Here is a 20,457-nt window from a genome sequence, read left to right as displayed (position 1 = left end):
CCGCACGAAACAGCAAAGGCCGCCCGGCAGGGCGGCCTTTGTCGCGTTGTCCGCCCGCTTATCCGGCCGTGAGCGCGGCCAGAACCCGTTGCCGGCTGAAGGGCAGGTCCGTCAGCCTCAACCCGATGGCATCGCGCACGGCATTGCCGATCGCGCCCGCGACAGGCCCCTGCGCCGCCTCGCCGGTGCCGAGGAACGGCTCGCCCGGCCGGTCGATGACATGGACCTCCACCGTCTCCGGCACACTGGCGAAGCGCAGGATCGGATAGCTCGACCAGTCGACGCTGGTGATCTCACGGCGATCGAAGGTGACCGCCTCATAGAGCGTCCAGCTCGCCGCCTGCAGGATGCCGCCCTCGGTCTGGTTGCGGATGCCGTTCGGGCTGACGGCCTGGCCGCTGTCGATCGCCGCGACCGCGCGCACCAGACGGGTGCGGCCGGTCTCACGCTCGACCTCCACCTCGACCGCCACCGCGAGATAGGCGGCGAGGTTCTTGTAGCGGGCGAAGGCGAAGCCCTTGCCGCGGCCCGGCCCGCGCGTCGCCGTCTCCCAGCCGAAGCGCTCCGCCGCCATCTGCACGACCGCCCGGGCGCGCTCATCCTCCAGATGCGCGAGTCGGAACGCGACAGGATCGGCCTGCGCCAGCAGGGCGAGTTCGTCGATGGCGCTTTCCAGGGCGAACACATTGGCATAGGCGCCGAGCGCGCGCATCGCCGAGACCCGCAGCGGCATGTCGGGAATGAAGTGCCAGAGGATGCGCTTGTTGGGGATGGTGTAGAGCGGGTTGGCGTTGCGGTCGCCATTGCCGGACGGGCTGATCTGAAGGCGGGGCGTATTGGGCGTCGCCGGACCCGACTTCTGCCGGGCGGCGAGCAGCGCGCCCGCGCCGCCGGGGCGCGTGGTGTGGATGTTGCTCCAGAGATCGAAGGTGAAATCGCTGATCCGCCCGTTCGTCACCGCGCCGCGCACCGTGATCGACATCGCCGGCCCAAACGGCTCCCACGCATTCTCCTGCTCGCGCATCCACTGCACCCGCACCGGCCGACCCGGCGGCAGGCGGGAGGCAATGAGGGCGGCGTCGGCGGCGGCATCGTCGGCGCCATTATGGCCGTAGCAGCCCGAGCCCTCGACATGGATGACGCGCACGCGGCCCGGCTCCATGCCGAGCATCTCAGCGATCGCGGCCCGATCGGGGTAGACGCCCTGCGTATGCGACCAGACGATGAGCGTCCCATCCGGCTCCAGGCGGGCAATGCCGCAGGAGGGGCCGATCGAGCCGTGCATCTGGTAGGGGCGGGTGAAGCGCGCCTCGAACACCTTGTCGCCGGATGGGTTCGCATCGCCCTCTTCGGCGACCGTGCCGACCTCGCTTTCGAGGCCCCGCAGCACGTTGTGAATCTCCGCCTGTTCCGGCAGCTCGGTGCCCGCGCTCCAGCGCGCGCGCCGCGCCAGCTCCCGCATCGCCGTGACGGCCTGGAACTCGCGCTCGGCAATCACGGCGAGGAAATTGCCCTCTCGCACGACGCCCACGACGCCGGGCAGGGCCTCGATCGCTGAGGTGTCGACCTGCGTGAGCGTCGCGCCATAGCCGGGCGGACGCACCACGCGCGCATGCAGCATGCCGGGCAGCCGCATATCCTGGATATAGGCGGGGGCGCCCGTGACCTTGCCGGGAATGTCGAGCCGGGGGACATCCCGGCCGATCACCGTCAGCGTATCGGGCGCCTTGAGGGCGGGATCGCCTGCGAGGGGAACCTCAAGGTTCAGCGCCGCCGCCACCTCGCCATAGGAGAGGGCACGGTCGCCGGAGCGGATCTGCTTGCCTTGCAGGGTAAGGCTCTCCGGCGCCACCGCCAGCGTCTGCGCCGCCGCCTCGACCAGCAGGCGCCGCATCTGCGCCGCCGCCTTGCGGATCGAGGTGCCGCTATTGGGCATCGACATGCTGCCGGCGGTGAAACCCTCATTGGGCGTGCGGCCGGTGTCGGCCGTGATCAGCTCGATCTCGCCCGGCGCCACCTCCAGCTCCTCGGCCGCGACCTGGGTGAGGGCGGTGCGGATGCCCTGACCCAGCTCCGCCTTGCCGGTGAAAACGGTGATGTGGCTATTGGCGTCGACGCGAATCCAGGAATCGAGCCGGTCGTTGTCGATTGCGGTGAAGGTGGGCTGCGGCGCGCTGGTGCCGGCCTGAACCTCGCCCTCCTGCGCCTCAGCGCCCAGCGAGAAGGAGACGACGAGCGCGCCCGAACCGAGAAGGAAAGCGCGGCGGCTGGTGGCGATGGTCATCAGCCGGCCCTCCGGTTCGACGGCGCCCCGGCGCTCATCATCTCGCTCGCCCGCCGGATGGCGGCGAGGATCCTCATATGCGTGCCGCAGCGGCAGAGATTGGTGCGCAGCGCGTCGCGTATCTCCTGGTCGCTGGGCGAGGCGTTGCGCTGGAGCAGGGCCTGCGCGCTCATCATCATGCCGGGAATGCAGTAGCCGCACTGGGCCGCCTGCAGCTCGATGAAGGCACTCTGGATCGGGGCGGGGTCCTCGACGGTGCCCAGCCCCTCCAGCGTGGTGATCTCCCGCTCTCCGAGCGCGAGGATCGGCACGACGCAGGACAGCGTCGCCTCGCCATCCACCAGCACCATGCAGGAACCACATTGGCCGAGTCCGCAGCCATATTTCGCCGCGTTGAGTTCGAGATCCTCGCGCAGCACATAGAGCAGCGGGGTGGCGGGATCGGCATCGACTTCATGCACGGCCCCGTTGACCTTCAGCTTCACCGTCATGGTCCGATTTCCACGCCGACATTGAGGGGGGCCCGCTCGATACCGTCCGAGGGGCGGACGACGACCTTGTGTTCGCCGCTGCGGGTGCGCCGCGTCATCTCCGCCACGTCCGGCCAGGGAGTGCCGGAGGAGAAGCGGGTGCGCATATAGGCCAGCACGTCGGCGACCTGCTGGTCGCTCAGCGCCCCGGCGAAGCCCGGCATGACGGAACTCGCCTCCCCATCCGCCGGCGGCAGGCCGAACAGGGTGACGGTGACGATGTTCTGCGGGCTCGGTGCGTTGACGGCGGTGCTGAGGCGGAAGTCCAGCCCGCCGAAAGGCAGCGGCCGGCCGCTTTCATGGCAGGTGGCGCAGGCGGCGGCATAGAGGGCCGCGCCGGGCATTCCCGCGACATCGGGCGGCACAGCGAGGGTGTCGGCATCGCCGCCGGTGCGTTCGGGCGCACCCACATCCTGGCGCAGCCGCTCGGCCTGCTGGCGCCGCTCAGTGGAGGGCTCGCCCATCACATCAGCAACATAGGTGGCGATCGCGTCGATATCGGAATCCGGCAGGCCGGCGAGATTGCCCGTCACCTCGGCCATCGGGCCGCGCGAGACGCCATGCAGTTCGTGCCAGCCATGGCGGAGATAGAAGGCCAACGCCTCGCGGTCCCACGGGATCGGCGCCGGCGAGCTGGCATTGATCGCATAGGCCTGCCAGCCCTCGGCCTCGCCGCCGGCAAAGTGCCGGTCGGGGTCCTGGGCGCCGAGGGCGTTGCGCGGGGTGTGGCAGCCGCCGCAATGGCCCAGACCTTCGGCGAGATAGGCGCCGCGATTCCACTCCTGGCTTTTCGATGGATCGGGCGTGAAGCCGGCCGCCTCAAGGAAGAGCAGCTTCCAGCCGGCGATGAGCGGGCGGAATCCCAGCGGGAAGACGAGATCGTTGGCAAGAGCGTCCTGCCGCACCGGCGCGCGCGTCATGAGATAGGCGTAGAGCGCCTCATTGTCCGCGTCGCTGACCAGGCGGTAATGATCATAGGGGAAGGCGGGATAGAGGTGGTTACCCGCGCGATCCACCCCCTCGCGCATGGAGCGCGTAAACGCCGCGAGCGACCAGCCGCCAATGCCGGTCTCTCGGTCCGGGGTGATGTTGGTCGAGTGGATGGTGCCGAAGGGGGTGGGGATGGCCAGCCCGCCGGCAAAGGCCTCGCCGCCCGGCACGGTGTGGCAGGCGATGCAATTGCCCACGGCAGCCAGTTCGCGCCCCTTGGCGATGAGCGCCGGATCGAAGCTCTGCGCCTGCGCCTGCGCCTGTACCGGAATCTCCGGCCGCCAGACGAGAAAGAAGGCGCCGGCCGCACCGGCCAGCACAACGGCAATGAATACGAGCGACCTGATCCGCATGAGCCCCCTTCCGACGATGAAAGGGCAATGGCGAAGCGGACGGATCGGTTCCTTGGAACCGTTTCACGCTACGGTGTGCAGCGGGCACCGCCCGCCTGTGGCGCCGATCGGTGCCGGTTCCCCAGAGGAAGCCGGGGAAGGCTGCACTCATCTCAGCGCCCGGGACGCACGGGCCTGCTCGCGCCGGGCAGCCCCTCCGCCTTGGGCCGCCTCGTGGGGCCCCGGTCTGGTTCCTCGGCAGCGAGAGCGCGCGCGGTCAGCGCGTCGCTCACCGTCACGGCCCGGACATCGGCTCAACTCGATCGGCAAGGCGGGTCGTTTACCGAGGAAGACGGCGGTTGAGCCTGTGGGCCTCCCCGGCCTGAACGCGGCAAATCCAGGTGAGCGCCCGTTGGGGGCGCCACCTGGATGAGCCTTGGCGGTGCGCTCGGCCCGTCAGGCCGCGCGGCTGATCGCGAGGTTGATGTCCCCGCGCACCTCGACCTCGATCTCGAGGATCGACATCGGCGTCCCGCGCTCCAGCCGAACCTTCACATTGTCCTGCTCGCAGGGAACGTGCTTGGCGACGACCGCGAGAATGTCCTCGCGCAGCCGCGAGAGCAGATCGTCGCCGCCGACCACCTGACGCTCATGCGACAGCAGGATCTGCAGCCGTTCCCGCGCCTGGGGGGCGCTGGCGGGTGAGAAGAGGCGCTTCCACAAGGTCATGCCGCCCTCCGCAGGAGCTTGCTGAACAGACCACGCTGCCGGGGCAGCTCCATGGCGATGTTCTCGCCCTTGAGGCGCAGCGCCGCGTCCTGATAGGCGCGGGCCGGCACGCTGTTGGGATCATGAATCGAAACCGGCACGCCCATATTGGACGCCTTGAGCACGTCATTGCTCTCCGGAATGATGCCGAGCAGCGGCAGCGAGAGGATTTCAAGAACGTCCTCGGTCTTCAGCATGTCGCCGCGCGCCGCGCGGACATGATCGTAGCGCGTCAGCAGCAGGCGCTTGTCGACCGTCTCGCCGCGCTCGGCCTTCAGCGTCTTGGCGTCGAGAATGCCGACGATGCGGTCGCTGTCGCGCACCGACGAGACTTCCGGGTTGGTGACGACGATGGCGATCTCGGCATGGCGCATGGCCAGCGTCGCGCCGCGCTCAATTCCCGCCGGGCTGTCACAGATGACCCAGTCGAAATGCTGCGAGAGCATGCCGATGACCCGGTCGACGCCCTCTTCGGTGAGCGCATCCTTGTCGCGCGTCTGCGAAGCCGGGAGCAGGAACAGCGAATCCAGCCGCTTGTCCTTGATCAGGGCCTGCGGCAGGCGGGCATCGCCCTGAATGACGTTGACGAAGTCATAGACGACCCGACGCTCCGCCCCCATGATCAGGTCGAGGTTGCGAAGCCCGACGTCGAAATCGACGACGACGACCTTATCGCCGGTACGGGCCAGGGCGGCGCCGATGGCGGCGGTCGTCGTCGTTTTGCCGACGCCACCCTTTCCCGACGTGACTGTGATGATCTTAGCCATGTCTTGCTTCGCTCCTAAAGCGCGGTAATTTGCAGGGTCTCGTCTTGGGTCGATACGCGGACCGCCTTGCCCCGGAAGGCATCGTCAATGTCCTCGGCGGTCCGATAGGTGCCGTCCACGGCAAGCAGCTCGGCTTCGAGCTTGGTGCAGAAGATCTGGGCCGAGGCGCCGAAGGTCGCGCCGGCGATCGCCCGGCCGGCGAGGGTGCCGTAAACATGGATCGATCCGCCGGCGATGATCTCGGCGCCCGCTCCGACGGAACCGATGACCGTGACATCGCCTTCGAGGCAGACGATCGACTGGCCGGAGCGCACGCGCCGCTCGACGAGCAGGTTGGCGGGCTCAAGGGGCTTGGGCGGCGCCGGGGGCGGCGCGGCGACATCGGCGATGGTGAGGGTGGCGTTGCGTCCACCGCGCAGGATCGGCGGCATGCCGGCATCCACCAGGCTCGGGCGCACGCCTTCAAGGCCGATCAGCCTCACCCCGCGCGTGGCGAGTTCAGCGATCCAGCGCTCGACCTCGGCCTTGCTCTGCGCCGTGTCGGCCATGTCGAGAACGACGGTGCGCCCGGTGAAGAAGCCGGGAGAGCGTTGCAGCCACACGTCGAAATCGGCCAGCCAAGCCTGCAGTGGCACATCGGCGACGAGCGTCATCGCCATGAACGAGCGTCCACGGAAACGGATCGATGGCCCGGTTTGAGTGACAGCGTTCACGGATCGAATCTCCCATCTGATGGATAGATTCAGTTAATCTCGGTTAACGAGTGGTTAACCGGCCCGGCGATCTCCACTGCCGATGGGTGGCCGTGTCCGGGTCGCCACGCGCGGCCGCTCGGCTCCGGGGCGCGGGCTCACGCAGCGCCCTTCGGCGTTACGGTAGGCGGGTGCCGCGCCTATGCCTTGGTCGAGAGAAATGCCTTGTGGTCGCCATCGATGACCAGCGCGGTAAGGCGGCCGGTTCGATAGGCGCCGGTATCGATGCCGATGCGGTTGATCCGCTCCTCCGGCTTCGCGCTGATCGTGTGTCCGTGCACCACCACTTTTTCCAGCGGCATCAGGGAGTCCAGGAAGGGGGCGCGGATCCAGAGGAGGTCGTCGGGGTCCTGGCGGTCCAAGGATGTTCCGGGGCGGACCCCGGCGTGGCAGAAGAAATAGTCCCCGAACGACAGCGCGCGCTGCAGCCCTTGCAGAAGCTGCACATGCGAGGCGGGGACCGCTTCCACCAGCTTCCGATGCACCTGCGCGAGATCGCCCTCGGTCTTCAGCTTCGAGGGATTGAGCTTCACGCCATAGGAACGCGCCGTGGCGTTGCCGCCGCTATTGACGAAAACGCCATCGATGTCGGGTTGCTCGAGAAAGGCGAGGAATTCCACGTCATGGTTCCCTGCCAGCATCATGTAGCGGGGATCGGCTGCCTGTAGCGCGAGCAGGCGGTCGATCACGCCCTTGGAGTCCGGGCCGCGATCGACATAGTCGCCAAGGAAAACGATCCGCCAGTCGCCTGGCTTCGACCGAGCGATATCCTCATCGATTTTCTGTAGGAGCTTATCGAGCAGCGGCCGGCACCCGTGGATGTCGCCAATGGCGTAGACCCGGATTCCCTCAGGGCCGCGCGCCTCGGAAAGGGTGACGAGGGGTGTTTTCCAAAGCCCGAAAATTATCTGCCGACTCCAAACCGGAGCGCCAGAATGATCCATCGCTCCGTGGAACACAATATTCCGGCAGCGTGCCGCCCGGAAATCTGCGCGGCGAGTGGGCGTCGTCGCGAGTCCCCGGATCCGCCAATGCTACTTTTATGTGACAGTGCGAGCCGCTATCGGTGGCTTTCCAAGCTGACGGGAGGTGGCCTCTTCGTAGCGGCAAACGGGCGTATGCCCGGACGAGCGGAGAGACGACATGTCGGAGCAAACTCCCGAGGTTCAACTCACCGGCGACATCGACGCGCCGGAGCCGGCAGCTGCCGGCCGCGAGGTCGAACTCAAGCTGTTCACGGATCCCGACACCCTGCAGCGCCTCCTCGTCGCGGCCGTCATTACGCGAAATGCGACATCGAAGGGCGTCGTCCGGCGCCTGGAGGCCACCTATTACGATACGCCCGATGCGGTGATCGCCCGGCAGGGCGCCTCGCTGCGCGTCCGGCGTAGCGGCAAGCAGTTTGTCCAGACGCTGAAGCTGGCGTCCGAGGGGAGCCCGCTGCAGCGGCGCGAGATGGAAGCGCGGGTGCCCGATAGCGCCCTGCAGCTCGATGCGCTGCCCCTGGCCGAGCTGGGCGCGCCCTTCGCAACGCTGCCGGGCGCGGAGCTCGTGCCGGTGTTCACCACCAAGATCCGCCGCCACACCAAGGTCGTGGCCTTTGGCGGCGCCGTCATCGAGGTGGCGTTCGATGAGGGAACGCTGAGCGCCGGCGAGAAGGTGGAAGCCGTCTGCGAGATCGAACTGGAACTGAAAGCGGGTGGGGCGGGTACGCTCTATGAGCTGGCCCTGTCGCTGCTGGAGCAGGGGGCCGTTCGCATCGGGTTCCAAAGCAAGGCCGAGCGCGGCTATGCGCTCGCCTTCGGCACCGCGCCTCGCGCCGAAAAGGCGTTTGCGACAGGCATTGCCCCGGCCGATACCACGGACGATGTGATCGCCAAGGTTCTGAGCGCCTGCCAATGGCATGTGATGGCGAATCTGATGGCGGCCCATCATGGCCAGGACCCGGAGGGCGTTCATCAGCTGCGGGTCGCGCTGCGGCGCTTGCGCACCGCCCTGTCGCTGTTCAGGAAAGAAGTGCCGGCCTCGGCGCTCCAGGCCCTCGGCCTTGACGCCAAGCGGCTGGCCAGCGCCCTCGGGCCGGCCCGCAATTGGGACGTGTTCGCCACGTCGACCATCGCCGAGATCGAGCGCGCCAACCTGCCGGGCGTCGATTTCACCGCGCTCCGATCCGCCACCGCCGCGCCACGGGCGCGCAGTTATCAGGCGGTGCGCGTCGATCTGATCGATCTCGAATGCACCCGCTTCCTGCTCTCGCTCGGCCGGGTCATCGAGCGTCGAAGCTGGCGCAACGATATCGGTGTCGAGGCTCTCGCCGTGCTGACCCAGCCGGCCCGCGACTTCGCCGGGCGCGGATTGACGCGCCTGCACCGCAAGGCGCTGAAGCAGGGCCACAATTTCCGTAAACTGCGGCCGACGGCCCGGCATGAGCTGCGCCTGACGCTGAAGAAGCTGCGCTATGGGTCGGAGTTCCTGCTGCCGCTCTACGACCACGACGGCGCCGCCCGGAAATATCTGAAGCGGATGTCCCGGCTGCAGGACATTCTCGGCATCGATAACGATATCACCACGACGCAGTCGCTGCTGCGCGAGGTGGAGGAGAGCACGTCGCTCCCGCAGGTCCACAAGGCCATCGGCGCCATCACCGGCTGGCAGGGGCGCGACCGCATCGAGACCGCCGAGGCGCTGCGGCGCAGCTGGCGGAAGTTCATCGACGCCGAGCCGTTCTGGCACGGCTAGAGCATTTCTGGCGCTAGGGAGACCCGGCAGGTCCCTGCCAATGTGGTCGCCCAACGGTCGATCGACGCAGCAATTCAAATATGTGGGGTAAAATGAGGGCGGCTGGGCTAAGTCAGTCGTAAAATGTCTTGTAAATCAGTTCCTTAGGCTAAAAATCTGGCGGGCCGGAAGCAATCGAGATGAGAACTATGTGTTCGCTCTAGCACTCTCTGTGCCCCATTCTGACTCGCCCGCGCGACCACGATGAGCCTTATGTGTTGCAATCCAACTCCGCCTAAGCTCGCTGCACACACTTCACATTCGGATTCTGATGGGCTTAAGCCCCCTTGTTCTCCCTTTCCGCCAAATGACCGAACATCCGTTGCGCCTTTTGCGCGCCTTCTCACGTCTGCAAAATACCTCTCGTCACAATCGCCAAAATGTTATAACAAATTACAAATTAACATGTGGCGGAGGCTGACATGACGGCACGGACGAATGTTCAAGTCCTTCTCATTGGCTGCGGCAATATGGGGTACGCGCTGGCCGTCGGCTGGCTGACTGGCGCAGAGGCGATAGAGGTCCACATCGTCGAGCCGTCCGCGCCGCTGCGCGAACGCGCGGCAGCGGCAGGCGCCGCGACCTCGGCGGAGTTGGGCGACGTGTCCGCTCGGCCCACACCCGATGTCGTGTTACTGGCTGTCAAGCCACAGCAGATGGACACGGTCCTGCCTGACATCAGGCGATTCGCTGAGAGCAGTGCCTTGGTCATTTCCGTGGCCGCGGGTGTGGGGCTGGAGCGCATGGAAGAGGCTCTCGGAACCCGCACCTCTCTCATTCGCTGCATGCCCAATACGCCTGCGGCCATTGGCGCCGGCATGATGGTCTGCGTTGCGAATGGCCAAGCCTCGCCGGACCAGCGCGCGCTGGCACAGCGCCTGCTCTCCGCAACTGGGCAAGTGCGCTTCGTCCAGGACGAGGCCTTGATGGACGCGGTCACGGCGGTTTCGGGCTCCGGCCCGGCCTATGTGTTCCACATGATCGACTGCCTGGAGCGGGCGGGCATTGCCGAGGGGCTGCCGGGCGACCTCGCCCGCGAGCTGGCGCTGCAGACGGTCTATGGCGCCGGACGGCTCGCCCGCGAGGGCGACACGGACCCGGCAACCCTGCGCCGGCAGGTCACCAGCCCAAACGGCACGACCGCCGCCGCGCTTGCCGAACTCATGGGACCTGCCGGCGTGGACCCGGTCATCGCCCGCGCCGTCCATGCCGCACGTCGCCGCTCGGTGGAGCTTGGCGGCAGCTAGGGGCCGGTGTAGCTCTCCTCCCTCGGTCCCTCGCCCCCTTGGCGGTCCATGCTGCCCCTGTTCAATCGCCTGATCAGCCCCGCCAACGCCAACGCGTTCTGGATCGGCATCATCTTCATGGTGCTGGGCAATTTCTTATTCGCCCTCAACGACACGATGGGGAAGATCCTGGTCGGGACATTTGCGGTCAGCCAGGTTCTGGCGATCCGTTCCATCGGCGCCTTCCTGGTGCTGGGGCCCATGCTGTGGGCGGGGCGCAGCGTCGGGCGGATTAATCGCCCCTGGCTGCAACTCATGCGGATCGGCGTGGCGACGGGCGATACTGCGCTATTCTACGCCGCTGTCGCCTATCTCCCACTGGCCGATGTCTTCACCTTCTACATGGCCGGCCCGATCTATGTCGCCGCCATGTCCAGCTTCCTGCCGGGAGGCGGGGTCGGCTGGCGCCGCTGGCTAGTCATTCTCGCCGGGTTTGGCGGCGTGGTGATCGCGCTCGGCCCTTCCGTCGCGGTGTACTCGCCGGGCATCCTCTACGCGCTTGCCGGCAGCTTCTGCTATGCGGGCGCCTTGATGATGAACAAGTTGCTGGTGAAAACCAGCGATACCGCTCTGGCCACGCTTCAAGCGCTCGGGGCGCTTGTCGGCGGCGGGGTGTTCGCCGTCTTCCAGTGGACGCCGCCGGATGCCGTGGATATCGGCCTTCTGCTGCTGCTCGGCATCGTCGCCTGCCTGGCGCATCTGGTGATCAGCCGGTCGGTCAAGCTCACCCCGGTCAGCGTGCTCGCCCCGTTCCAGTATTCGCTCCTGCTGTGGGGTGTCGGCTTCGGCCTTCTGGTCTTCGGCGACGTGCCGAACGAGCGCACCCTGGTGGGCGCCGCCATCATCACCACGGCCGGGCTGTTCCTGCTCTACAGCGAATCGCGCTCGCGCCGGCGGATGCGGGCGGACGCGCTGATAAAGGACTTTCCCTGACAGGCGCCGCCGCCTTACTCCCCGGCGGTGCGGGCGGCGAGGTTGCGGAAATAGATCACCTCGATCTCGCGCAGCACCGCCTTGGGCTCGTCGTCATAGCCTTCGGAGAAGGTACCCGCATCGCTCTCCACCGTGATCGCCCAATGCCCGTGATGCGGGTTCAGGGCGCAGGCGGGGAAGTTCATGTGGTGGTGCCAGTGCACGCCCTGCGCGTCGATCGCGCGCACCCGCTTGAGCAGCGCCGAGCCGGCCACCTCGGCAGGGTCGGCCGCCCGCGCCGCGCCCTCGTCGAGAATGTCCTCGCCATGCAGCATCTTCACGAAGGTCTTGTCGACCTCCGGAAACCCTTCCGACGGGGCGATATAGGCAACATGCGCGCCATCATCCTCGACGACGATGGCGTAGCACCCGTCATAGGGATTGAAGGCGCAACCGGGCGAGAGAACGTGCGAATGCCATTTCGTGCCGGCGGCGATGAAGCCCTCGACCAGGTTCAGGCAGTGCTCAAGCGCGATCACGTGGTAGGTAATGTCGCCATGGGTCAATGTCTGGGTCAGCGTCTGCGTCATCGCCGGGCCTCGTTTCACAGGGGGTGGGTCAGCCGCGCCGCGTCGAGCATGGCGGCGTGGAGATTGCGCGAGGACCAGGCGTCGCCAACCTTGTAGAGCAAGAAGCGGCCCTCGCTATTGCTGACGATGGTCTGCTCGCGGGCGTCGGAGAGCGCCCGCAGGTCCACCTCGCCGAGATTGCGCGAGAGCGGCTTCAGCGCGGTGTAGACGTCGTCATTGGGCAGCGTGCCATTGTCGCCGATCACTAGATCGACCGGGATGTCGCGACGTTTCTCGCTATAGGTGTTCTCCACCGTGGCAATCAGCCCGTTGCCGGTGCGGCGAACCGCGACGAGGCGGGTATCGGTCTCGATCGTCACGTCGTGCTTGTAGAGCTCGCTCATGTGGGCGCCGAGATTCGTGCCGCCAATCTCGCGGCCGAATTCGCGGTCCGGCGTGACGATGTGCAGGCGCGCGCCCTTCGCGGCAGCAAATTCCGCCGTGGAGGCGACCGAGGAGGTGCCGTTCTCGTCGGCGATCAGCACCGTGCCGGAGACCGCCGTCTGGCCGGAGAGCACGTCCCAAGTGGAAACCGCCAGCTCCACGCCCTCGAACCGACCGAGATTGGGCAGACCGCCAGTGGCGATGATCACCACGTCCGGCCCCTCCGCCAGCACGTCCTCGGCCTCGGCATAGGTGTTGAGCCGCACATCGACGTTCAGGATCTCCATCTGCCGCGCGAGCCAGGCGGTGATACCGGAAATCTCGCGTCGCCAGGTCGCCCGTGCCGCTAGGAGAAGCTGGCCGCCGAGCTGTTCTCCGGCTTCGAACAGCACCACCTCATGGCCGCGCCGCGCGCTCACCCGTGCCGCTTCCATGCCGGCCGGGCCGCCGCCGACGATCACCACCTTCTTCTTCACTGCGGCGGGCACTACGTTTTGCGGGATCGTCGCCTCGCGCGAGGTCGCGACATTGTGGGCGCAAAGCGCGTCGATGCCACGAATCGCGCGGTCGACGCAGTAGCCGACACCGACGCAGGGGCGGATGTTCTCTTCCTCGCCCGCCCTCAGCTTGTTGGCGTAATGCGGATCGGCGATGAAGACGCGGGTCATGCCGACCATGTCCACCGCCCCGCTCTTCAGCGCGTGCTCGGCGGTGGCGGCGTCGGTAATGCGGGTGGCGTGGAAGATCTTCACCTTGCCCTGCACCTCGTCCCGGATCGCCTTGGCGAGCGGCAGCCAGGCGGCGGAGGGCACCCACATGGTGGGCCAGATGCGCGCTTCCGACTTGTAGTCGGAGGCCTGCCCGCCGACCACCGAGATGAAGTCGATGAGACCCGAGCCGGCATAGGTGGAGGCGATGGTGAGGCAGTCCTCCTGGGTGAGGCCACCCTTCAGCATCTCGTCGCCCGGCATGCGGATGCCGATGACATAATCATCGCCCAGGCGCCGACGCACCGCTTCGAGGATATCGAGGCCAAACCGCATGCGGTTGGCGAGCGGGCCGCCATAGCCGTCGGTGCGGTGGTTCATCGCCGGCGACCAGAACTGCTCGATCAGCGTGCCGGCCTGGCAGGAAATCTCCACCCCGTCGACATCGCCCTCGCGCACCCGAGTCGCGGCGGCGACATAGTTCTCGATGGTGCGCCTTATGTCGTGATCTTCCATGGTCGCCGGAAAGGTGCCGTGGATGATTTCGCGCAACGGCGAGGGCGAGAAGGTGGGCAGCCAGTTGGTGAGGTCCCAGCGCTCGCGCCGCCCGCCATGGGTCAGTTGCACCGTGCAATGGGCGCCATGCTGGTGGATTGCGGCCGCCATCTTGCGAAACTGCGGGATGACCTTGTCCACCGAGCCGTTGATCTGGCCGTAATAGAACGAGTTCTCGGCCGAGACGGCGGTCGCCCCGCCGAACTGCGTCAGGCCTATGCCGCCCTTCGCCTTCTCCGCCTGATAGGCGATGTAGCGGTCGGTGATGTCGCCGGCCAGAACATAGCCGGGCTCGTGGCTGGTGGAGAGAAAGCGGTTGCGGATCGTCAGGTTGCGGATCTGCAACGGCTGGAACAGAACATCATAGGCCGCCATGGTGCGCTCCGATGGGCCGGAAGTCGAAACCCCGCCACCGTCCACGCTCCCGGGCGCAAACGGCACGGGGCGGAAAGGGCCGCCTCAGCTCAGGCCGAGCCGGTCCTTGGCCTGGTAAAGCGGGAAGACAAGGCGGGCGGCCCGTACCTTCAGCGCCCAGAGCGGCACGTCGCGCCGCTGCTCGATCACCGCGACCGGCACCTCGTCGAGGCTGCGCGTGCCGGCGGCGAACTCGCCCACCACCCGCCCGAGATTCTGCGCCAGATTGACGCCGCGGGTGGAGAAGCCCACCACCGCGAACACCTCCTTGCCCAGGCGCTGCACCTGCGGCAGGTAGCTTTCGGTGACGGCGCAGTAGCCTTCCCAGTAATCCTCGAATTCGCAATCCGCATCGGTCAGTTGCGGGAAGAGCTGGCGCATGCGGTTCTTCGCATGGGCGATGCCATAGGCCTGCTTATCGCCGAAGGCGAACACCGCGCCACCGGAAATCAGCCGCCCGGCATCGTCCAGCCGGCCGAACCCGCCGGACTTGCGCAAATCGGTGAAGCACTCCCCACCCGGCAGGATCGAGGCCCTCAGCTCCGCCCGCAGCGGGTGGGTGGCGGCGTGGTAGAGATAGACCGGCACGGTCGCGCGCTGCACATCGGGGAGGAAATCGCCGGTATAGGCATTGGTGGCGACGATGACACGCTTCGCCAAAACACGGCTGGGACCGGCCTTGACGGTGACGCCGCCGGGGCCTTCCTCGATGCCGTCGACCGGGCTCTTCTCGAAGATGCGAACGCCTTCCTGGGTCGCCGCCCGGCCGAGGCCGATGGTCAGGCCATAGGGGTTGACCGTGCCGCCGGTCGGGTTGAACCAGCCGGCGATATAGCCGGCCGCCCCGAGGCGGGCGGAGAGGTCGCCCTGCGAGAGCCAGGTCACATCCGCGCCCCAGGCCTTCCAGGCGTCAAACACCTTCTTCACCTTGGCGAGGGAAGCTTCGGAATGGGCCGGCTGCACCCAGCCATGCTGCACCGCCGAACAGTTGATCTGGTAGCGCTCGATCTGCCGGAAGACGGCATCCGCGCCGCCGAGCACCAGCTCGGAAAGCGCCTGTCCCTTTTTCTTGCCGATGACCGCCTCAACGACGCCGGGCGTGATGGGGCCGGGGAATTGGGGGACATTGTAACCGCCATTGCGCCCCGAGGCGCCGCTGCCAACAATGCCGGCTTCCAACAGAATGACCTTCTGTCCCGTCTTGGCGGCGGCGAGCGCGGCATTGAGGCCGCAGAACCCGGCCCCGACCACCACGATATCGGTACTCTCCTCGCCGGCAAGCGTCGGGTAGGAGAGCACGGGCTCCTTCAACGTCCGCTTCCAGACGACACCTTCGAGTTTGCTGTCGATCGGACTGGCCAGCGACATGGGAGGGCCCCTGTGTTCGGACGTTGAGGAGTGGATTCAGATCAGCGAGAGGCTGCGGCGCGCCATGTCGAGCGATTCGCGCGGCGGGGGGCGCAGCTGCAGGCGCGTGCTCTTCACCGTGCCGAGCTTCATCGCGATGTCGGTCATGGCTTCGAGATATTTGAGCGCCACGGTCGAGGAATCCACCACCGGCACGCCCGTGCCCGGCACTTCCGTGTAGCCGGCCATGCGCAGCAGCGGGCCGTAATAGGCACAGCCGACGAGGATGACGTCGGCCCCGTCGGCGATGCAGGTCTTCGCCACCTCCTCGACGCGCGGGATGAAGGCGGCATACGGGTCGGAGACCGCGCCGAGCAGCAGATCCGCATCGGATTCCGGCAGGATGGTGCGTACCGGACGCACGATCGCGCGGTCGCGCAGGCCATAGGCCAGCAGGTCATTCTCGATCGCAACCGTGGTCTTCTGCGAGACGGTGACGACCGCGAGCCGCTTGCCCATGGCGAGCGCCGCCAGCATGGACTGCTCGCTGACTGAGCCGACAGGCACCGAAAGCACCTCGCGGGCCTCCCAGAGCGGGTCGTTCCAGCAGCCGAGGAAGATGCCGTCGAACCCGTCCGCCTCCGCCTTCAGTGCCGCCTCGACGATGTGCACCGAATTGATGTGCTCGGCATAGGCGGAGCGGACGAAATTGCCGCTTCTGGGCAGAAAGCGGAACTCCAGCTCGGTGCCCTGGTGCAGCGCGGGCCGCACGGCCGCGTCCAGCTTCTGCCAGAGCGGGGCGAGGGCGTCACTGGCGGTTGTGGGGTGTATCCAGCAAAGTTTCACGCAACCAGATCCTTCGTGCGGACCGACAGGCGAGAGGCGGCCGACTGGGCGTTGCGGCTACCTTCATCGCGGCCACCTTGGCATCGACTGGCGCGAAGTGTAATATGTTATAAAAGTTTTGCAACAGTGAGCGTGCGTTGAAACAGGAAGGGCGTGGCCCCGCCTTAAACGACCCGCAGCAAAGGTTATGAGCTTGACGCGCTTGATGCATATCATAACAAACGAAGAAATTGGCCGGGGACGTACCGATGGTTGAAGCTCTCTCCAACTTCTCTCCCTTCCAGCGCACCGAGACGCTCGGCGTGCGCGTACGCGACCAGCTTCGGAATGCGATCATGGCCGGCCTGTTCAAGCCGGGAGAGAAGCTGACCCTGCGCGCGGTGGCCGGCTCGCTCGGAGTCAGCCTCACCCCGGCGCGCGAGGCCCTGTTCAACCTGGCGGCCGAAGGCGTATTGGAGCTTGGCAGCAACGGCTCGATCTATATTCCCCGTCTCGATGAAGAGAATATCCGGGAACTGGTCAAGATCCGCTGCTCGCTCGAAAGCCTTGCCGCCCGCGAGGCCGCGCCAAACATCACGCGCGACGACATCATCGAGATAAGCTCCATCAACGACCGGCTCATCGAAGCAAACCGCGAAAAAAACTACACGTTGCTGACTGAGTTGAACTGGATCTTCCATTTCACCATTTACGAGGCATCGAAGATGCCGCTCCTGGTGAAGATGATCGAGAGTTGCTGGCTGCGCACCGGGTCCTACATCAAGACAATTTACCCCGCCTTTTCCAATACGGACGACGGTATTCTCAACCATATCGCCATCATCCGCGCGGTGCGCGAAGGCAATCCGCAGGCGATCGCCGACGCTATCGCGCACGACATCGAATATTCCTCGCAGGCCTTTTATCGCGCCGTGCGCGAAGAGGAATGAGGCGGACGGCGCGGGCGGGCGACGGAATCACCCGCGCAGCGCCGCCGGGTTCCGAGCGGTCGGTTGGCCCGTGCCACCGCTGAAATTTCGCGTTCAAACGGTCTTGGCGCGCCCATCGACGGTCGTATCGATGCGCGCACGCATTCCCCGCAATGACGCTTGACGGAGGCTTGATATAACAAATAACATCCTTCATGTCGGATCACGTGAAGGGGAGGGTCTCCATGCTTGAGAAGGGAATGCGCGCTCTGGTCACGGGCGGCAGCGGTGGTCTGGGCTCCGCCATGGTGCGCATGCTGACCCGCCATGGCGTCCATACCATCGCCCTGTCGAACGACCAGGCGAAGCTCGACGAACTCAAGGGCCTGCCCGAGGTCGAGACGGTGTTCATGGATGTGACCGATTCGGAGGCGATGCGCAGCACCTTCTCCGGCCAAGAGATCGACATCCTCATCAACGCCGCCGGCGTACTGGGGGTGACGGGCACGCTCTATTCGGTGCCCACCGCGTCGGCCCAGCGCATCCTCGACGTCAATGTGATGGGCATCCACAACGCGCTTTCGGCCACCGTCCCAGGTATGGTGGAACGCAATCGCGGTCATATCGTCAATTTCGGCTCGCTCGCCGGCCCCTATCCTTCCGCCGGCCAGCCGATGTACAGCGCCTCCAAAGGCGCGGTGCACAATATGAGCGCCAATCTGCGCATGGAACTGTTCGGCACCGATGTCCGGGTCACTGAGATCCGCCCCGGCCGCGTCCGCACCGGCATGCATGCCGAGATGTTCGACGGCGACCATTCCAAGTCCGACGCCCTGCTCTACGACCCCTATGAATGCCTGCAGGCGACCGACATTGCCGACGCCATCGAATATGTACTGAGCACGCCCCCGCATGTGTGCGTCTCGCAGATCGAGGTGGTGCCGACCCATCAGGTCGTCGGTGGAACCCGGATGTACAACCGCCAGCTCGGCAAGTGAGCGAAGGCGGATCCGCAGAGCGCGATCGGAGGACGCCATGCCGGCACCCGGCGAGCAGAACATAGCCGTCATCGGCGCGGGCATTGTCGGCATCTCCTCGGCCCTGTACCTCCAGAAGGCGGGGTTCGCCGTCACCTTGATCGATCGGGACGAGCCCGGCCAGGGCGCGACCTTCGGCAATGCGGCGGCGCTGGCGCCGCATGCCTTTGTGCCGATCAACAGCCCGTCCATTCCCCGGCGGCTGCTCCCGCTGCTGTTCGCCGCCGGCTCGCCGCTGAGCATCGATTGGGGCTACGCGCCGCGCATGCTGCCGTGGCTGCTGTCGTTCCTCTCCCACTGCACCGCGGCGGAAGTGACGCGTATCGCGCAGGCGATGCACACGCTGCTGTCGCGCAATCTCGATTACGCGCTGCCGCTGTTCCGCGAGTGCGGGGCGGACCGGCTGATGCGCGGCGGCGGCTATCTCCATCTCTATGAAAGCGAGGCCGCCTACCGCGCCAGCGCCGGCGAAGTCGCGCTCTACAAACGGCTCGCCGACGACGTCCAGGAGATCGACGCTGCCGAGATCCGTCGGCTGGAGCCCAATCTGGCCCCAGTGTTCGTGCGGGCGTTGTATTTCCATTCGGCCCTGCACTATCTCAGCACGGTCGATGTCTGCGCCACGCTGGTGGAGCATTTCTGCGCCCAGGGCGGGCGCTTTCAGCGCGACGAGGTGCGCACGCTGGAAGCCCGCCCGGACGGACGGATCCGCGTCGCCGGCATGCAGGACAGTGTCTACAACCAGGCCGTCCTTGCTGCCGGCGCGCAGGCGCGCCGCCTGTTCGGCGGTGCCGTCGAAAAGCTGCCGCTGGAGACTGAGCGCGGCTACCACATCATGTTCGCCGGGCAGGCCGGTATCATCAGCCGCACCTGCTCCAGCGCCACGGCGGGCTTCGCCATGACGCCGATGACCGCGGGCCTTCGCTGCGCGGGAATGGTGGAGCTTGCCGGCCTCGACAAGCCACCGAACCCGGCCTGCCACGCCTATCTCGACCGCACGGCCAAGCGCTTCCTGCCTGATATCATCGAAAGCCCGTCATCGAGCTGGATGGGCTTCCGCCCCTCCATGCCCGACGCGCTGCCGGTGATTGGGCGTTCCAACCGCACGGCGAACATCATCCTGGCCTTCGGCCACCAGCATGTCGGCATGTCTAGCGGCTGCGTCACCGGCGCCATCGTCGCCGACATCGCCACCGGCCGCACGCCGCCGATCGACATCACCCCCTTCTCGCCCGCCCGTTTCTAGAGGATGCGATGCTCCCCTATTACGACCGAGACCAGATCGCCGCCGTGCTCAACATCGATACGCTGATCAACGCCATGGAGAAGGCGCTCATCGCCTTTTCTACCGGCGCCTCGCTGCAGCCCGTGCGGATGCGGGTGATCGATGCCGAAGCCGGGGGCGACATGTGCCTGATGCCAGCGGTGACTGATGTCTTCGCGGTCAAGCTGGTCGGCAACTATCCCGGCAATCATGACCGGGGCCTGCCGAGCCACAATGCCGTGGTGGTGGTGTTCGATCGCTGGACCGGCCTCCCGAGGGCGGTCCTGGATGGCACTTACATCACCCAGATGCGGACCTCCGCCGTCTCGGCCATGGCGGCGCGCCGGCTCGCCGCCCCGGACGCGAAAGTGCTCACCATTATCGGCAACGGTATCCAGGCACACGGCCATTTCGAGACGATGCGCCGCGTGCGTGCCTTCGACGAGGTCCGGGTCTGGGCGCGCGATGTCGCCAAGGCGCAGGCCTTTGCCGCCGAGATCGGCGCCACCGCCTATGCCAGCGCCGAGGACGCAGTGCGCGGTGCCGACGTGATCGCCACCACCACCTCGGCCCGTGAGCCGGTGGTGAAGGGCGAGTGGCTCAAGCCCGGCGCCCATCTCAGCGCGGTCGGCTGGAACGGGCTTGACGGCCGCGAGCTGGACGACGCGGTGATGAAGAACCTCGTGCTTGTGGAATCGCGGGACGCGGCGAGCCAGGAATCCGGCAACATCCTGCTCTCCGGCGCCACCATTCACGCCGAACTCGGCGAGGTACTCGCCGGGACAGCCCAGGTCGACATCACGAAGACCACCGTCTTCATCTCGGTCGGCATCGCTACCGAGGACGCTTTCGCGGCCAGCCTCGCTCTCTCCGCGCTCGGCGGCTGAATCCGGCGACAAAGCTGCGAAGGGCGTCGACTTGGCGCCAAATATGTTACAACATATATCGTGTAACGATGCCCGATTGG

Annotated in this window: 18 protein-coding genes; 7 read left to right on the top strand and 11 right to left on the bottom strand. The window is 66.5% G+C overall.

From position 1 onward, the window contains the following. Positions 1–58 precede the first annotated feature (58 nt). From BLO63_RS08525 to BLO63_RS08495, 7 genes are all read right to left on the bottom strand, one after another. Positions 59–2,284 carry a xanthine dehydrogenase family protein molybdopterin-binding subunit gene (locus BLO63_RS08525; protein ID WP_091439094.1) on the bottom strand — a complete coding sequence of 742 codons (2,226 nt, stop codon included), beginning with the start codon at positions 2,282–2,284 and terminating at the stop codon, positions 59–61. Continuing rightward, positions 2,284–2,775, bottom strand: a complete 492-nt coding sequence (locus BLO63_RS08520; RefSeq protein WP_091439091.1) for a (2Fe-2S)-binding protein — start codon at positions 2,773–2,775, stop codon at positions 2,284–2,286. The genes BLO63_RS08525 and BLO63_RS08520 overlap by 1 nt, the downstream gene beginning before the upstream one ends. After that, complete coding sequence (locus BLO63_RS08515; protein ID WP_091439090.1) at positions 2,772–4,157, bottom strand: c-type cytochrome; 1,386 nt, start codon at positions 4,155–4,157, stop codon at positions 2,772–2,774. The genes BLO63_RS08520 and BLO63_RS08515 overlap by 4 nt, the downstream gene beginning before the upstream one ends. A 435-nt stretch (positions 4,158–4,592) precedes the next feature. Further along, complete coding sequence (gene minE, locus BLO63_RS08510) at positions 4,593–4,865, bottom strand: cell division topological specificity factor MinE (protein WP_091439088.1); 273 nt, start codon at positions 4,863–4,865, stop codon at positions 4,593–4,595. After that, the gene (gene minD / locus BLO63_RS08505) at positions 4,862–5,671 is read right to left on the bottom strand and encodes a septum site-determining protein MinD (protein ID WP_091439085.1); all 810 of its coding nucleotides are present in this window, start codon (positions 5,669–5,671) and stop codon (positions 4,862–4,864) included. Before minD ends, minE begins: the two co-directional genes overlap by 4 nt. Before the next feature lie 14 nt (positions 5,672–5,685). Continuing rightward, positions 5,686–6,330, bottom strand: a complete 645-nt coding sequence (gene minC, locus BLO63_RS08500; protein WP_244517764.1) for a septum site-determining protein MinC — start codon at positions 6,328–6,330, stop codon at positions 5,686–5,688. Positions 6,331–6,563: 233 nt separating this feature from the next. Next, on the bottom strand, positions 6,564–7,367 hold the full coding sequence (locus BLO63_RS08495; RefSeq protein ID WP_091439080.1) for a metallophosphoesterase family protein: 804 nt from the start codon (positions 7,365–7,367) through the stop codon (positions 6,564–6,566). A gap of 199 nt (positions 7,368–7,566) precedes the next feature. Here BLO63_RS08495 and BLO63_RS08490 point away from each other — a divergent pair, with 199 nt between their 5' ends. The 3 genes from BLO63_RS08490 to BLO63_RS08480 all read left to right on the top strand — a co-directional run bounded on the left by BLO63_RS08490 (position 7,567) and on the right by BLO63_RS08480 (position 11,420). Then, complete coding sequence (locus tag BLO63_RS08490; protein ID WP_091439077.1) at positions 7,567–9,162, top strand: CYTH and CHAD domain-containing protein; 1,596 nt, start codon at positions 7,567–7,569, stop codon at positions 9,160–9,162. A 461-nt stretch (positions 9,163–9,623) separates the two neighbouring features. Further along, complete coding sequence (gene proC / locus BLO63_RS08485) at positions 9,624–10,448, top strand: pyrroline-5-carboxylate reductase (RefSeq protein WP_091439074.1); 825 nt, start codon at positions 9,624–9,626, stop codon at positions 10,446–10,448. 48 nt (positions 10,449–10,496) lie between these two features. Further along, positions 10,497–11,420: a DMT family transporter gene (locus tag BLO63_RS08480; protein ID WP_091439070.1), complete on the top strand. Its 924-nt coding sequence runs from the start codon at positions 10,497–10,499 to the stop codon at positions 11,418–11,420. A 14-nt stretch (positions 11,421–11,434) separates the two neighbouring features. On the opposite strand, the gene BLO63_RS08475 is transcribed toward BLO63_RS08480, so the two are convergent. From BLO63_RS08475 to BLO63_RS08460, 4 genes are all read right to left on the bottom strand, one after another. Then, a complete protein-coding gene (locus BLO63_RS08475; RefSeq protein WP_091439068.1) occupies positions 11,435–11,989 on the bottom strand; it encodes a hypothetical protein in 555 nt (184 codons plus the stop codon). A 14-nt stretch (positions 11,990–12,003) separates the two neighbouring features. Next, positions 12,004–14,049, bottom strand: a complete 2,046-nt coding sequence (locus BLO63_RS08470) for an oxidoreductase (protein ID WP_091439065.1) — start codon at positions 14,047–14,049, stop codon at positions 12,004–12,006. An 84-nt stretch (positions 14,050–14,133) separates the two neighbouring features. Next, entirely contained in the window at positions 14,134–15,456 is a 1,323-nt protein-coding gene (locus tag BLO63_RS08465; protein WP_091439063.1) for an NAD(P)/FAD-dependent oxidoreductase, read from the bottom strand. A 36-nt stretch (positions 15,457–15,492) separates the two neighbouring features. Beyond that, positions 15,493–16,281 carry an aspartate/glutamate racemase family protein gene (locus BLO63_RS08460; RefSeq protein ID WP_091439061.1) on the bottom strand — a complete coding sequence of 263 codons (789 nt, stop codon included), beginning with the start codon at positions 16,279–16,281 and terminating at the stop codon, positions 15,493–15,495. Positions 16,282–16,529: 248 nt separating this feature from the next. Here BLO63_RS08460 and BLO63_RS08455 point away from each other — a divergent pair, with 248 nt between their 5' ends. From BLO63_RS08455 to BLO63_RS08440, 4 genes are all read left to right on the top strand, one after another. Continuing rightward, positions 16,530–17,210, top strand: coding sequence for a GntR family transcriptional regulator (locus tag BLO63_RS08455; RefSeq protein ID WP_091439059.1), 681 nt, complete (start codon positions 16,530–16,532; stop codon positions 17,208–17,210). Between the two features lie 224 nt (positions 17,211–17,434). Next, a complete protein-coding gene (locus BLO63_RS08450; RefSeq protein ID WP_162841793.1) occupies positions 17,435–18,187 on the top strand; it encodes an SDR family oxidoreductase in 753 nt (250 codons plus the stop codon). Between the two features lie 37 nt (positions 18,188–18,224). Continuing rightward, entirely contained in the window at positions 18,225–19,472 is a 1,248-nt protein-coding gene (locus tag BLO63_RS08445; RefSeq protein WP_162841792.1) for an NAD(P)/FAD-dependent oxidoreductase, read from the top strand. Positions 19,473–19,480: 8 nt separating this feature from the next. After that, the gene (locus tag BLO63_RS08440; RefSeq protein WP_091439052.1) at positions 19,481–20,377 is read left to right on the top strand and encodes an ornithine cyclodeaminase family protein; all 897 of its coding nucleotides are present in this window, start codon (positions 19,481–19,483) and stop codon (positions 20,375–20,377) included. The last annotated feature ends 80 nt before the right edge of the window (positions 20,378–20,457 follow it).

This window comes from Ancylobacter rudongensis (assembly GCF_900100155.1).
Classification (GTDB): Bacteria; Pseudomonadota; Alphaproteobacteria; order Rhizobiales; family Xanthobacteraceae; genus Ancylobacter; species Ancylobacter rudongensis.
This window is presented reverse-complemented; position numbering and strand designations above follow the sequence as displayed.